At 71.9% G+C, this 14,170-nt stretch carries 11 protein-coding genes and 1 pseudogene; 6 read left to right on the forward strand and 6 right to left on the reverse strand.

The features are described 5' to 3' along the window. Window positions 1-268 (reverse strand): annotated as a pseudogene (locus tag ACFVIM_RS24960) (hypothetical protein); the annotation flags it as partial. Between the two features lie 304 nt (window positions 269-572). Here ACFVIM_RS24960 and ACFVIM_RS24965 point away from each other — a divergent pair. Further along, entirely contained in the window at window positions 573-1,682 is a 1,110-nt protein-coding gene (locus ACFVIM_RS24965) for a magnesium and cobalt transport protein CorA (protein ID WP_384305319.1), read from the forward strand. 189 nt (window positions 1,683-1,871) lie between these two features. On the opposite strand, the gene ACFVIM_RS24970 is transcribed toward ACFVIM_RS24965, so the two are convergent. After that, window positions 1,872-2,078 (reverse strand): hypothetical protein, encoded by a 207-nt coding sequence (locus ACFVIM_RS24970; protein ID WP_384305293.1) that lies wholly within the window; start codon window positions 2,076-2,078, stop codon window positions 1,872-1,874. Between the two features lie 719 nt (window positions 2,079-2,797). Here ACFVIM_RS24970 and ACFVIM_RS24975 point away from each other — a divergent pair. The 5 genes from ACFVIM_RS24975 to ACFVIM_RS24995 all read left to right on the forward strand — a co-directional run bounded on the left by ACFVIM_RS24975 (window position 2,798) and on the right by ACFVIM_RS24995 (window position 9,395). Further along, on the forward strand, window positions 2,798-3,154 hold the full coding sequence (locus tag ACFVIM_RS24975; RefSeq protein ID WP_384305296.1) for a hypothetical protein: 357 nt from the start codon (window positions 2,798-2,800) through the stop codon (window positions 3,152-3,154). A gap of 151 nt (window positions 3,155-3,305) precedes the next feature. After that, complete coding sequence (locus tag ACFVIM_RS24980) at window positions 3,306-4,085, forward strand: hypothetical protein (protein WP_384305299.1); 780 nt, start codon at window positions 3,306-3,308, stop codon at window positions 4,083-4,085. Window positions 4,086-4,177: 92 nt separating this feature from the next. Then, on the forward strand, window positions 4,178-5,320 hold the full coding sequence (locus ACFVIM_RS24985; RefSeq protein WP_384305301.1) for an LLM class flavin-dependent oxidoreductase: 1,143 nt from the start codon (window positions 4,178-4,180) through the stop codon (window positions 5,318-5,320). Further along, entirely contained in the window at window positions 5,317-6,018 is a 702-nt protein-coding gene (locus ACFVIM_RS24990; RefSeq protein ID WP_384305303.1) for an FMN reductase, read from the forward strand. Before ACFVIM_RS24985 ends, ACFVIM_RS24990 begins: the two co-directional genes overlap by 4 nt. A gap of 107 nt (window positions 6,019-6,125) precedes the next feature. Next, entirely contained in the window at window positions 6,126-9,395 is a 3,270-nt protein-coding gene (locus ACFVIM_RS24995) for an ATP-binding protein (protein ID WP_384305306.1), read from the forward strand. 252 nt (window positions 9,396-9,647) lie between these two features. Here the strand turns inward: ACFVIM_RS24995 and ACFVIM_RS25000 are convergent, their stop codons facing one another. From ACFVIM_RS25000 to ACFVIM_RS25015, 4 genes are all read right to left on the reverse strand, one after another. Beyond that, on the reverse strand, window positions 9,648-10,811 hold the full coding sequence (locus ACFVIM_RS25000) for a protein phosphatase 2C domain-containing protein (RefSeq protein ID WP_384305308.1): 1,164 nt from the start codon (window positions 10,809-10,811) through the stop codon (window positions 9,648-9,650). Window positions 10,812-11,202: 391 nt separating this feature from the next. After that, a complete protein-coding gene (locus ACFVIM_RS25005) occupies window positions 11,203-12,066 on the reverse strand; it encodes an ABC transporter permease (protein WP_384305311.1) in 864 nt (287 codons plus the stop codon). Further along, complete coding sequence (locus tag ACFVIM_RS25010; protein WP_384305313.1) at window positions 12,063-13,055, reverse strand: ATP-binding cassette domain-containing protein; 993 nt, start codon at window positions 13,053-13,055, stop codon at window positions 12,063-12,065. Before ACFVIM_RS25010 ends, ACFVIM_RS25005 begins: the two co-directional genes overlap by 4 nt. 240 nt (window positions 13,056-13,295) lie before the next feature. After that, window positions 13,296-13,862, reverse strand: a complete 567-nt coding sequence (locus tag ACFVIM_RS25015) for an NADPH-dependent FMN reductase (protein WP_384305316.1) — start codon at window positions 13,860-13,862, stop codon at window positions 13,296-13,298. Between the last annotated feature and the right edge of the window lie 308 nt (window positions 13,863-14,170).

Genomic DNA, 14,170 nt, shown 5'->3' on the forward strand with positions numbered 1-14,170 from the left:
GGGCGTCGTCCGGTGTGCCGGAGACCGGTGGCGGCGGCGGGGGCAGGGCGGCGGGGCTCACCGTGCGCGCGCGCGACCGGGGGCGGGGGGTCGCCTCGGCCTCGGCGGCGACCTTCGCCTCGGTGGGCATCTTGGTGCCCGGTTCGGGCACTCCGGGGGACGCCGTCGCGGGGTCGGGGCGGGGCAGCAGCATCGAGGCCAGGACGGCGAGGGTCAGCACCACGGCGGTACAGAGCGCGGGTCTGATGACCGGTCTCGGGTGCAGCATTCCCTTCCCCCCGAAAGAAAAAAGTGGCTGTTGTGAGCACCGTGTCGGCTGAGGTTAGTGCGTTTACAGCCTGTGAGCATATGAGGTGATGATGGCACAGCCCTCTGACAGATCGGCATGGGCTGCGCGAGCCGGGCCTGTGGGCGGATATCAGCCCCTGCCGGTGGGCATGCGACAGGTCTGCCGCGGGCCCGTCGGGGGCCTCTCACGAGACCTCGCGAATCCGCCGCGGAACCCCGTCCTCCAGGCCGCGGCCGGTGGCACACTGACGCCCCGGTCCTCCGAAGGAGCCCCCGCCGTGCCGATGATCCGCCAGCTGCGCCGTGTGATGCGGCGCGCCCACCGTTCCGTCACCGTGGACCTGAGCCACCCCCGCCGCTCACCGCTCGGCAGCAGTGTCGTCAACTGCGTGGTGTACGAGGACGGGGTCCGCCAGCCCTGCGACGGCGAGCCCGCGCAAGCGCTGCGACAGGTCCGCCGGCGGGGCCGGGGCTTCGTGTGGATCGGTCTGCACGAGCCGACGGAGATCGAGTTCGCCGTGTTCGCCGAACTCTTCGGGCTCCACCCCCTGGCCGTCGAGGACGCGGTCCAGGCCCACCAGCGCCCCAAGGTCCAGCGGTACGGCGGCGGCGAGCTGCTCCGGAAGGGCGAGACCCTCTTCGTCGTCCTGAAGACCTGTCGCTATGTCGAGCACGACACCCTGACGTCGGCCAGCGAGGTGGTCGACACCGGGGAGCTGATGGTCTTCACGGGCCCCGACTTCGTCATCACGGTCCGGCACGGCCCCCATGGTTCCCTGGGGCCGTTGCGCGAGTCCCTGGAGGCGCGCCCCGAGCGGCTGGCGAAGGGCCCCGCCGCCGTGCTCCACGCCATCGCCGACCAGACCGTGGACGACTACCTCGCCGTCGCCGACGCCGTCCAGAACGACGTGGACGACGTCGAGAACGCCGTCTTCACCGCCCACGGCACCCGCGCGGACGCGGGCCGGATCTACCTCCTCAAGCGCGAGCTGCTCGAACTGCGGCGCGCGGTGGGCCCGCTGGAACGGCCGCTGGGCGAGCTGGCCTCCCTCGGCTCACCGTCGGTGGGACCGGAGATGCGCCCGTACTTCCGTGACGTCGTCGACCACATCGCCCGCGTGAACGAGCAGATAGCCGCGTACGACGCCCTCCTGGACTCCATCCTCCAGGCCCATCTCGCCCGGGTCACCGTGGCCCAGAACGAGGACATGCGGAAGATCACCGCGTGGGCCGCGATCATCGCCGTGCCGACGATGGTGTGCGGCGTGTACGGGATGAACTTCGAGCACATGCCGGAGCTGCGCTGGACGTACGGCTACCCGCTCGTCCTCGGCGTGATGGCGACCGCCTGTGTGCTGATCCACCGCAGTTTCCGCCGCAACGGCTGGCTGTGAGGCGCGCGGGGCCGTACCCGCCGCCCTGGAGCCGCGCGACGCCCCCCGCCGCCCCGTCGCGCGGCCTCCCGCCGGACACGGTGGTCCGTCCCGCCGGGACAGGCCTGTACGGCGAGGCGGACCCTGATGAGCCGGACGCTGGTGCGGCGGCGCGCCCCCGGACCCGGGCCCATGGCGGCGGAGACCCGCTCAGAGACAGCTCACGAAGACCATGAGGGTGGCGAGCGCGACGACACATCCGTAGAGCGCGAGCGTCAGGGACCGCGCCTCGTCGGACGGGTCGGTGCGGTCCGCGCTGGAGAGACGGAGCGCGGAGGTGGCGAGAAAGGCCAGGGCGGTCGTGGAGCCCACGGCGACCAGGGGCAGCAGCAGTACGGCCATCACAGAATCACTCACCCCGCGAACGTCTCACGCGCCATCAGATCGCGCGCTTTCGACTACTCCGTACCGGTGCGGTGCCGCCATGTTCCGTTGCACCATGGACACATGGCTGTGCCACTGAAACTTTTTTCACCTCTTCGGGTGATATTTGTACCCTAGGCGTGTCTGTGCTTTTAACGTGCAGATGTGGCGGGATGGGAACAGGTCAGTGCATGGGGGATCGCGGCGATCCTGAGCTCGCAGGGGGTGGCTGGAGCCACCCCGGCGGAGGACGCCGCACGGGAGACGGCGCGGGTGTCCGCGTCACCAGTGGTCGCGGGCGAGCCCGCGCCACACCACAGTGGCGCGGCATACGCGTCACACCAGGAATCCGGATCGGCCGCGCCGCCTCAGGGCGCCCGGCCGTCCGCGCCGCCCTCGGCGGGCGGGGAGAGACGCTCCCCCGCCGACACCGGGCGAAGACACACGGGCCGGGGCACGGAGGAACCGTTCCCCCATGAGGTGTCCGTCTCCGTGCCCGTCCAGGTGCCGGGGATCATCTGCGTGAACACGTCCGTCGTGGTGGGTTGGCCCCGGCCGGTCACCGCGTCGGCATCGGTATCGGTATCGGCACTGGGCGCCTGCGTATCGCCGCCGAAGCCCACAAAGCCACCGAAGCCACCCCATCCGACGAAGCCTCCGAAGCCGACCAAACCCCCGAAACCAACCAAGCCCCCGAAGCCGACCAAGCCCCCGTGCCCGACACCCACGCCGACGCCCACTCCAACTCCAACTCCGACTCCGACGCCCACGCCGACACCCACACCAAGCCCGACACCCACGCCGACGCCGACACCCACACCTACGCCCACGCCGACGCCGACGCCGCCACCCTCACCCGTGGCACCCCCGGCCCGGCCCGAGCCCGTCGAGCCGCCGCGGACCACTCCCCGCGTTCCCGTACCGTCGCGGTCCGCGCCCCCCGAGATGAGCGCCGCACCGAGGCCGCCCAAGCCCCCGGACGGGACGGCGACGGAGCGCGCGTCGGCGCCGCCCGCCGGGCCGCCCGGCGCCTCCCCCACCGCGCAGGCGTACCCCGTACGCCCCTATGAACCGCTCCCCGGAAGCTCGGCCGAGAGGATGCCTCTCACCGTGATGGTCCTCGTCACCATCGCCCCGGCCGTCCTCGCCGCCGCCGTGCTGCGGCCCCGGCGCAGGCAGGGCTGAGCCGTGTCCGCTCTCGCACAAGACTCGGAGGCACCCATGTCCGACTGGCTGGTCCCGACCCTGGTGATGGCCGCATCGTGCGCGCTCGTCCTCGCCGTGACGGTGGTGAGCGCACGGCGCCGGAGCGCCCGGGGAGCAGGGAGACCCCCGGCGGCGGCTCCGGAGCCGCCGAACGTCCTGGAGTACATGACCATGATGATCGGCGTGGTCTACGCCATCGTCCTGGGACTGGCCATCGCGGGCGTCTGGGAGGAGCGCGGCGCGGCACAGGGTGGCGTACAGGCCGAGGCCCAGGCGCTCTACGACATCAGGCAGCGCGCGGACGCGCTTCCCCAGGAGACGCGTACGGCGGTGCGCGAGGACGTCGACGCCTATGTGTCGCACGTCGTACGCGAGGACTGGCCCCGGATGGTCAAGGGCGACGATCTTCCTCAGCGGGGCCATGACCTGCTGACCGCTCTGCGCCAGCGCGTCACCGAGCAGGCCGCCGCGCCCGCCGCGCAGCCGCACCTGTACCAGCCCCTCCTGGAACGCATCTCCTACGCGGACGCCGCCCGCAACGCGCGGGCGGAGAGTTCGGGCACCACCCTTCCCCCTGTCGTCTGGTTCGGGCTGATCATCGGCGCACTGGTGACCGTGGGGCTGGTCTTCACCATGAACATCGGCCGCTCGGCCCGGGAGCTGCTGGTCGCGGGGCTGTTCACCGTGCTGATCTCCTTCCTGCTCTTCCTGGTGTGGGACTTCGACGCGCCGTTCGGCCGGGCGGGCACGGACTCGGCGGACGCCTTCCGACTGCTGTTCCCGCACGTCACGTAGGCGACGGCGGAGCCCGGAATAGATAGCGGAGCCCTCTCCGTTGTAGGGTTTGGTTCAAGATTCAACCAAACGACCTCGGAGAGGTGCACCTCATGCAGTTCGGCATTTTCACCGTCGGCGACGTCACGACCGACCCGACCAACGGGCGTACGCCGAGCGAGCACGAGCGGATCAAGGCGACCGTCGCCATCGCGATGAAGGCGGAAGAGGTCGGCCTGGACGTGTTCGCGACGGGTGAGCACCACAACCCGCCCTTCGTCCCGTCGTCCCCGACGACCCTCCTGGGGCACATCGCGGCCCGGACCGAGAACCTGATCCTGTCCACCTCGACCACCCTGATCACCACCAACGACCCGGTGAAGATCGCGGAGGACTACGCCTATCTCCAGCACCTCGCCGACGGCCGGGTGGACCTGATGATGGGGCGGGGCAACACCGGACCGGTCTACCCCTGGTTCGGGCAGGACATCCGCCAGGGCATTCCGCTCGCCATCGAGAACTACGCGCTGCTGCGGCGGCTGTGGCGGGAGGACGTGGTGGACTGGGAGGGCAAGTTCCATTCGCCCCTCCAGGGCTTCACCTCGACCCCGCGCCCCCTGGACGGCGTGCCGCCGTTCGTCTGGCACGGCTCGATCCGCTCCCCCGAGATCGCGGAACAGGCCGCCTACTACGGTGACGGCTTCTTCCACAACAACATCTTCTGGCCCATGTCCCACACCCGGAAGATGGTCAAGCTCTACCGGAAGCGGTTCGCCCACTACGGCCACGGCACGCCCGAGCAGGCCATCGTCGGCCTCGGCGGCCATGTGTTCATGCGGAAGAACTCGCAGGACGCGGTACGGGAGTTCCGCCCGTACTTCGACAACGCGCCGGTCTACGGCCACGGGCCCTCGCTGGAGGACTTCAGCGCGCAGACCCCGCTGACCGTCGGCTCGCCGCAGCAGGTCATCGAGCGGACGCTGGGCTTCCGCGACGGTGTCGGCGACTACCAGCGCCAGCTGTTCCTGATGGACCACGCCGGGCTGCCGCTCAAGACCGTCCTGGAGCAGCTCGACATCCTCGGCGAGGAGGTCATCCCCGTCCTCCGTAAGGAGTTCGCCGCCCTCCGGCCCGCCGGAGTGCCGGACTCCGCGCCCCTCCACCCGGCCGTCACGGCCGCCAACGCCCCCGCGGACCCGGCGCTCGCCATGGCTGCGGTCTCGGCTTCGGCCTCGACCTCGAAGGAGACGTCATGACCCTGAAGCTGGTGGCCCTCTCCGCCGGTCTGAGCGTGCCGTCGTCGACCCGGCTGCTCGCGGACCGCCTCACCGAGTCCGTACGCGCGGCCCTCGCGTCCCATGCGGCGGGGGCGGGGGACGCCACAGTTGGTCCGGACATAGAGGTGCGCGTCATCGAACTGCGGGAGCTGGCGGTGCCCATCGCCAACCACCTGGTGACGGGTTTCCCGCCGCCCGCGCTCGACGAGGCCATCGAGGCGGTGACGGAGGCGGACGCGCTGATCGCGGTGACCCCGGTCTTCGCCGCCGCCTACAGCGGGCTGTTCAAGTCGTTCTTCGACCTGCTCGACCCGGACGCGCTCACCGGCAAGCCGGTGCTGATCGGCGCGACCGGGGGCACCGCACGGCACTCGCTGGTGCTGGAGCACGCGCTCCGGCCGCTCTTCTCGTATCTGCGGGCCGTCGTCATACCGACCGCCGTCTACGCGGCGTCGGAGGACTGGGGCGGTACGGGCGATCCGCTCACCGACACCCTGCCCACCCGGATCGAGCGGGCGGGCGTCCAACTCGCCGCGCTGCTCACGGCGGAGGCGGGGCGGGCCGGTGGGCGCGCGTCCTCAGCCGGCTCAGTCAGCGGCCTCGCCGGGATGCTCGCGGCGGCCGACGGGGTCGCCGGTGCCCAGGGGTCCGTCATGGCGGATCTGCGCCTCGGCTGATCCCCACCCGGCTGACCTGCGGCGGCGCTACGGGGTGAACGGAAGGCGGCACGGACGGTCACCGGTCGTACGGGCCGATTGTCAGTGCCGCCTTCTAAGGTCGAGGCATGACCCCTCCTGTACTCATCGGGCGAGACCACCCCGCGGGAGTCCTCCGTACCCAGATCCGCCGGGCCACCGACAGCCACGGCGGTCTGGTGCTGGTCACGGGCGAGGCGGGGATAGGCAAGACCTCGCTGGCGACCGACGCCGCCGACGAGGCCCGGGGGCTCGGCGCGCTGGTGCTCGGCGGCACCTGCTGGGACTCCGACAGCGCGCCCGGGTACTGGCCCTGGGTCCAGGTCCTGCGGGGGCTGCGGCGCGGCATCGAGCCCGGGGAGTGGGCCGAGGCGGAGCGGAGCGCGGGCGGACTGCTGGCGGTGCTGCTCGGGGAGGAGCCGGACGGCTCCGGCGGGCGGGACTCCGTCCGGGAGGGCAAGGAGAGCTTCGCCCTCTATGACGCCGTGACCACCGCCCTGGTCACGGCCTCCCAGCGACGACCCGTCGTCGTCGTACTCGACGATCTGCACTGGGCGGATCCCGCCTCGCTGAGACTGCTGGCCTTCGTGGCACAACACGCCTGGTTCGAACGGCTGCTGCTGGTCGGGACCTATCGGGACGTCGAGGTGGAGGCGCCCGGCCACCCCCTTCAGGAGCTGGTGCTGCCGCTGGCCTCACGGGCGGCGGCCACCGTGACACTCACCGGTCTGGAGCGGACCGAGGTGGGCGCGCTGATCTCGCTGATCGCCGGGGTCGATCCGGACTCCGCCCTGGTCGACGAGGTGTACCGGCGCACCGGGGGCAATCCCTTCTTCGTGGAGCAGACCGCCCGTATCTGGCGCGGCGGGGGCCCGGTGACGACCGTCGCGCCCGGGGTGCGGGAGGCGGTGCGGCGGCGGCTCGCGCTGCTGCCGGAGCCGGTGGGCGGACTGCTGGAGACGGCGGCGGTCCTGGGGCGGGAGTTCCACCGGCGGCTGCTCGCCGCGACCGCCGCGCAGCCGGTGCCCCATGTGGACCGGCTGCTCCAGCGGGCGACGGCCGCCCGGCTGGTGACCACGGGGACGGGCGGCGCCTTCACCTTCGCCCATGACCTGGTGCGCGAGACCCTGTATGACGCGCTGGACGAACCCCGGCGCCGCGCCCTCCACGCCGACGTGGTCCGCGCCGTGTCCGAGACCCCCGCGCTGGGCGAGCGGATCTTCCCGGCCGATCTGGCCCGGCACGCCTCCCTCGCCGGGGACGCGGTGGCGCGCGACCGCCGGGTGGAACTGCTGCTGGCCGCGGCCCGGGACGCCGGGGGCAGACTCGCCGAGGAGGAGGCCGTCACCCACTACCGGCGGGCGATCGACATCGCGGGCGACGACCACCGCAGGGTGGCGATGATCCTGCTGGACCTGGGGGCCGAACTGTGGCACCGGGGGGACGGCGAGGAGGCGTGGCGCTCCTTCGACCGCGCGGTGAGACTGGCCCGTCAGATCCGTGACCCCGCGCTGCTGGCCCGCGTCGCGATCACTCTGCACCGGCACGGCAGCTACCCCGGCCGTGAGGCGCGGGACAACGACCTGCTGCGCGAGGCCCACCGGGCGCTCATCGGCGGTGGCGGCGAGGATCCGACGGGGCTCTCCCCCCAGCGGATCGCGCAGGATCTCGCCGTGGTCAGCACGGAACTCGCGCGCGACGGCGCGGACGACGACGCCCTCGCGTTCGCCCTGTGGGCCCGCCACGACACCATCTGGGGGCTCGGGACGTCCGCGGAACGGCTCCGGCTCACCGACGAGATGATCGACGTCGCCCAGCGCACCGGGGACCTCGGCATGGAGCTGCACGCCCAGTCGATGCGCTGGGTGACACTGCTGGAGCTGGACGACCCCCGGTACTACGAGCAGTTGCGTACCTTCACCTCCCTGGCCGGGCACACCGGACTGCGCCGCCAGGAGCTGTCGGTGAGCATCGACCGTTCGATGGTGGCCTCGTTCCGGGGCCGGTTCCAGGAGGCCGCCGACCTGATGTCCGAGGTGACGACGGTCGGGTACGAACAGACGCCGTTCGGCTATATGGCCGCCCATATGGTCTGGGCGCTGGCACTGCTCCAGGGGCGGTTCGCGGACGCCGAGCGGGTCAGCTCCGAGGTGGCGGGCGCGGCACACCCCTACCCGGATCTGCTGATGGGCCTCACCGCCGTGGAACAGGGCGACACCCCGCGCGCCCTGCGGCACAGTGACGAACTGGTCGCCCTGGAGCCGCTGCCCCGGGTCTTCGAGCCGATGGCGATGCGGCTGCGGGCGCAGGTGGCGGCGGCCTCCGGCGACCGGGACCGGATCGACTCGGCCAGCGCCGCCCTCTCCCCCCACTCCGGGCAGTGGGTCGTCTCGCTCTTCGGATGTGACATCGGCGGACCGGTCGACCTCTGGCTGGGGCTGCTGAGCGCGGCGGGCGGTGATCGCGAGTCCGCCGTCGCCGAACTGACCTCCGCCGCGGACTCCGCCGACCGGCTCGGGGCCCGTCCCTGGTCACTGCGGGCCCGTGCGGCCCTCCTCCGGGTGCTGGAGCGGAGCCCCGGAGGCGCGCCCGCGCATCTGGTGGCCGGGGTGCGGCGGGACGCCCAGTCCCTGGGGATGACGCATCTGAGCGACGGCGGGCCCGAGCCGGTGCCTCCGCCGTCAGCACCGGGTTCCCCGGCGCTCCCGTCCGTCGCGGCCCGGCCGGAACCGGCCGCGCCCGCCACGGCCGTGGACCGAACCCCGCCCCGGCACCTGAAGGGTGAGGGGACGGCGGGTGAACAGGGCCGCCCGGAGGCCCAGTTCCGCAAGGAGGGCGCCGTGTGGGCGCTCGACTTCGCGGGCCGGTCGGTCCATGTGCCGGACGCCAAGGGGCTGCGGGATCTCCACACCCTGCTGGGCCATGCCGGTGATGATCTGTCCGCCGTGAGCCTGCTGGACCCCGAGGGAGGCGCGGTGGTGGTCGCCGCCCGGGGCCTCGGCGGCGACCCGGTCCTCGACGAGGAGGCCAAGACCCGCTACCGGCGCCGTCTGGAGCGGCTCGACGAGGAGATAGACCGCGCCGCCGAACTCGACGACCAGCGCCGGGTGGAGGAGTTCAGCCGGGAGCGCGCCGCCCTCCTGGACGAGCTGCGCACAGCCGCCGGGCTCGGTGGACGCACCCGGCGCCTGGGCGACGAGGCCGAGCGCGCCCGCAAAGCGGTCACCGCCCGGATCCGCGACAGCCTGCGCCGTCTGGAGGGCCTCCACCCCGAACTCGCCGCCCATCTGCGCGAGTCGCTCACCACCGGCGCCTACTGCTCCTACCGCCCGGCCCGGCCGGTGACCTGGCGGCTCTGACGGGGACGGTGGCCGCCTGCGGGCGGCACGGGGTGGGACAGGGGCCGTCGGGGATCCCGGGGCGTACGGACCGCCGATCCACCCGACCGGGCCGAGGCACCGGACCAACGGGCCCAGGCACCGGGTCGGCGGGCGTACGGGCCCAGACACCGGGTCGGCGGGTCGGCGGGCGTATCGGCCAGCGCGAGCGGTCATGCCGCGAACCGCCGACCACCCCGGCGGACCGGGGTCGGCCGGTCGGGTGTGGGCGGGTCAGGTGGGGACGATGTCCGCCACGACACAGGCGATGTTGTCGGGGCCGCCCGCGCTCCGGGCGAGTTCCACCAGCACGCCGATGGCCTGGTCGGGATCGGCGACGTCGGTGAGCGCGCGCCGCACCGCGTCCGGGGCAACGGTCCTGGACAACCCGTCCGAGCAGAGCAGATAGCGGTCTCCCGGACGTGCCTCGCACAGCCGCACATCGGGCCGGGCGGCGGTCATGCCACCGTCGACCGCCTTCACCAGCAGGGTCCGCTGGGGGTGCGAGGCGGCCTCCTCCTCGGTGAGGGAGCCCTCGTCGATCATCGCCTGTGCCACCGTGTGGTCCCGGGTGATCCGCAGCAGCTCACCGTCGCGCAGCAGCAGCGCACGGGTGTCACCGACATGGACGAGGGCGAGCTGGGAACCGGTCCACACCATCGCCGTGAGGGTGCTCCCGGAGTCGGCGAACTCACCGGCGGCGGTGTTCGCGTGATCGACCGCGTCCTCCAGCGCGTTCAGCAGATCACCCACCCGGCCGGAGGGGGACGCCCCCACCGGGGCCGGCTCCCCTGGGTCGCCCGGCCCGTTCTCCAGCGCGGCCCGCTGCCAGTCCGGGCGGTCCAGCCGCTTCAGCGCCTCGATCACCGCGGCGCTCGCGGACCCGCCCTCCCCGCCGAATCCATCGGCGACCGCCAGCAGTCGCGTGGTGGCGTAGGCGGCGTCCTGGTTGGTCTCACGGACCAGACCGCGGTCGGTCCGCGCGGCGGAGCGCATCGTCAGAGCGGTGTGCTGAACCATGGTGTCGCTGCCCCTTCCGGGGTACGGGTACGGCTCGGTGAGCCGTACCAGATGGTCAGCGAGGAAGACCGCCAGATCACGGCGGGCGGCGGTCTCCGCCTCCACCGTGGCCCAGTAGTCACGGACGGCGCGCGCCGCCCGGCCGGGATCGGACTCATAGAGATCGCGGACCTCCTGGACCCGCACCAGCGGCATATCGATCCGCCGCAGCCACGCCACCAGCCGGGCCTGGTCCAACTGTGTCTCGTCGTAGTAGCGGTATCCCGTGTACGGGTCGACGCTCGCGGGGCGCAACAGTCCCAGTTCGTCATAGCGGCGCAGTGCCTTGGCCGACAGACGTGATGCACGGGCGAACGCCCCGATGGTCAGCTGGCCCATCCCTCTCCCTGTGTCTCCTCGCGCCGGAGCGCTTCGCCCCGGTGCCCACGATGCTGGAGCTTCCCCGGGGAGGAAGGTCAAGAGGGTGTCTTCGGGGTCAGGGACGCGAGACCAGGGAAGGGAGAGCGCGGCCGTGGGCCCGATCGGCGAATGCCAGGGGATCGGCCCCTTTCCCGCATCTCGCTGAACCAACCACCCTCACAGGGGTATTGCCGCCGCTCCGCCTCCAGCTGGGGGGATGGGCGAAGCCCGGTCTCCCCGCCCAGCCCGCCGCGGCACCCCCTTGGGTGCTCTCCCCCGGGTCAGCCCGGATGGGCCGGCCCGGGGGAGAGCCCCGGAAGCGCGGCCGACGGGGGCGGGGCAAGGGGGTGTCTCCGTGGCGTCGCCCCGCTCACTTGCGGTTGTAGAGCCGCATCGTCACCGCGCCGAAGACCAGCAGGAAGACCGCGGACCATCCCAGAGTCCAGGCGATGTCCGCCGCGGGCCACTCGCCCGCCATCAGCTCCCGCACCGCGCTGGAGAGATGGGTGACCGGGCTGTTGTTCACAAACGCCTGGAGCCAGCCGGGCATCGTCTTCGGGTCCACGAAGACATTGCTCAGGAAGGTCAGCGGGAAGATGACCATCATGCTGACGCCCATCACGGACTTCTCGGTGCGCAGCATCAGCCCGAACATCGTCCAGACCCAGGAGAAGGAGAAGGCGAAGACGATCAGCAGCGCGACACCGAGCAGCATGCCCACCACACCGCCGTCCGGGCGGTAACCGATGATCATGCCGACCGTGAGCATGACCAACGAGGCCAGGACATAGCGCAGGGCGTCACCGAGGAGATAGCCCATCAGCGGCGCCGGGCGCCATATCGGCAGGGTGCGGAAGCGGTCGAAGACGCCCTTGGAGATATCGGTGTTGACCGCCACGCCCGTATACATCGTGATCATGACGATGCTCATGGTCAGGATGCCGGGCAGCAGGAACTGGATGTACTCCTCGGTGGAACCGGCCAGCGCGCCTCCGAAGAGGTACGTGTACATCAGCACCATCATGATCGGGAACGCCGTCACATCGAAGAGCTGTTCCGGCACATGCTTGATCTTGAGCATGGCGCGCCAGCCGAAGGTGATCGAGGCGGAGAGCGCGCTGGGTTTCGGCGGGCGCTCCTTGTTCACCAGCAGTGCGGCGAGGTCCTCCGCCCTGGGGGCCGCCAACTCCTTGTCGTTGAGGTCCGGGGTGGTGGTCGCGGTGGCGGTGCTCATGCGGTGGGCCCCTTCGTGCCGTTCGTGCTGTTCGTGCTCTGGTCGGTGAGAGCGAGGAAGACCTCGTCCAGGCTGGGCTGGCCCAGCGAGAAGGTGTCCACGGTGATCCCCGCGCGGGCCAGCTCGGAGAGGGCGCGGCCCGCGCGCTCGGCGCTCTGGTCGTCGGCGCCCGCAGCGACCCGGGCGGTCAGGGCGACCGGGTCGGAGTCACGCTGCACCTCGGCCCCGAGCACGCTGATCAGCACCCGCTCGGCCTCGGGCCGCTGGGCCGCGTCCCGCAGTCGCAGATGGACCGAGCCGGAGCCGACCGACGCCTTCAGCTCGCCCTTGGTGCCCTCGGCTATCACCTTGCCGTGGTCGATCACGGCGATACGGGAGGCGAGCTGATCGGCCTCGTCCAGATACTGCGTGGTCAGCAGCACGGTGGTGCCCTGGGCGACCACGGCACGCACGATGTCCCACACCTGGCTGCGGCTCCGGGGGTCGAGACCGGTGGTCGGCTCATCCAGGAAGAGCAGGTCAGGGGTGTTGAGGATGGAGGCGGCGATATCGATACGGCGCCTCATGCCGCCCGAGTAGTTCTTCACCTGGCGCTCCGCCGCCTCGGTGAGCCCGAAGGCGTCGAGGAGCTGCCCGGCGCGATCCTTGGCGGCGGCCTTGGAGTGACCGAGCAGCCTGCCCAGCAGGATGAGGTTCTCGACGCCGGTGAGGTCCTCGTCGACCGACGCGTACTGTCCCGTCAGGCTGACGCGGCTACGGACGGCGTCCGCCTCGCGGAGCACGTCCTTGCCGAAGACCCGGGCCTCGCCGCCATCCGGCCGCAGCAGGGTGGCCAGCATCTTGACCGTGGTGGTCTTCCCGGCGCCATTCGGGCCGAGGACGCCGTAGACCGTGCCCGCGGGCACGGAGAGGTCGACGCCGTCGACGGCCCTGTTCTCGCCGAAGACCTTCACCAGGCCCCGGGATTCGATTGCCAGTTCTGTACTCATTCGCCAGTTCCTTCGGAATCTTTCTTCGATCGTCTGTTCGGTTTTGAGGCATGGTGCGCCGACCCTGATGACGGCCAGAGCTCATCGCCCCGATCACCGGGGAATCTCCGCCGATGCCGGGCGGTCGTGCTGCCGGGTGATACGGGTGGATAGCCGGCGACGCGGGGTGATGGCGACGAGGGGCGACCCTCGTCGTGGCCGTGCTTCCGGAAGCCCCCCGCGCCTCCGGGAGCACGGTGGCTACGAGATGTACGGCCGCGCCGCGCGGGCCTCCCTCAGGGCGAGGCCCCACCAGCCGAGCTGGTCGAGCATGAGGTCGGCGGCCCGCTCGCGGTCCTCCTCCCGGCCCTGGTCGAGGAGGTTGAGACTCACGCCATCACGCAAGGTGACCGTCTGGAGCTCGGTGAAGACCGTCCGCAGATGCTCCACCGCGTACAGGCCCCGGGAGCCGTGGCCATAGCTGACGAAGGCTACCGGTTTGGTCCGCCACTCGTCGTACGCGACGTCGATGGCCTGCTTGAGGGAGGCCGGGTACGAGCGGTTGTACTCCGGGGTGACCACCACGAACGCCTCGGCGTGGTCGATCCGGTCGGCCAGCTCGCGCATCGGTCCGGTCTCCCCGGACGGATACCGCGCCGGGAGACCGAGGTCCACCAGGTCGATCACCGCCAGCTCCAGATCCGTGTGCGCGGCGGCACGCCCGGTGAACCAGCGGGCCACCGACTCCCCCACCCGGCCCTCACGGGTGCTGCCGATGATGACGGCGACGCGCAGCGGGGGTGTCCCTCGCCGATCACGCTGCCGCACCACCGCCGCTCCCTCCCCCGAATCACCTGAGTCCCCTGAGTCCCCTGAATCCCTCGAAGCTGCCGAAGCTCCCGAACCCGCCGGATCCGCTGGCTCCGTGACCGGCCCCCTGGGCCCGCGCTCCGCCGCTCCTGTCGCTCCTGTCGCCCCTGTCGTCATGCGTCCCTAGCCGCCCTTGTCCGCCCTCATCCGCCCGCCCTCGTCGGTGCTCAGCCGCCCGTGCCGGGTGGCCCGTGCTGTGGCCTCTGCCGTGACCCACGCCGTGGGGTCCGTACGGGCCGCGTGCCCGCCCTCGCCCGGTCGTGGCG

It is taken from the genome of Streptomyces sp. NPDC057638 (assembly GCF_042800315.1).
Lineage (GTDB): Bacteria > Actinomycetota > Actinomycetes > Streptomycetales > Streptomycetaceae > Streptomyces.

What these genes read in the sequence shown, in the direction of transcription:
- ACFVIM_RS25010 (WP_384305313.1), bottom strand. Translation starts at nt 13,055, where the DNA reads ATGAGTACAGAACTGGCAATCGAATCCCGGGGCCTGGTGAAGGTCTTC.
- ACFVIM_RS24990 (WP_384305303.1), top strand. Translation starts at nt 5,317, where the DNA reads ATGACCCTGAAGCTGGTGGCCCTCTCCGCCGGTCTGAGCGTGCCGTCG.
- ACFVIM_RS24980 (WP_384305299.1), top strand. Translation starts at nt 3,306, where the DNA reads ATGTCCGACTGGCTGGTCCCGACCCTGGTGATGGCCGCATCGTGCGCG.
- ACFVIM_RS25005 (WP_384305311.1), bottom strand. Translation starts at nt 12,066, where the DNA reads ATGAGCACCGCCACCGCGACCACCACCCCGGACCTCAACGACAAGGAG.
- ACFVIM_RS24965 (WP_384305319.1), top strand. Translation starts at nt 573, where the DNA reads ATGATCCGCCAGCTGCGCCGTGTGATGCGGCGCGCCCACCGTTCCGTC.
- ACFVIM_RS24995 (WP_384305306.1), top strand. Translation starts at nt 6,126, where the DNA reads ATGACCCCTCCTGTACTCATCGGGCGAGACCACCCCGCGGGAGTCCTC.
- ACFVIM_RS25000 (WP_384305308.1), bottom strand. Translation starts at nt 10,811, where the DNA reads ATGGGCCAGCTGACCATCGGGGCGTTCGCCCGTGCATCACGTCTGTCG.
- ACFVIM_RS24985 (WP_384305301.1), top strand. Translation starts at nt 4,178, where the DNA reads ATGCAGTTCGGCATTTTCACCGTCGGCGACGTCACGACCGACCCGACC.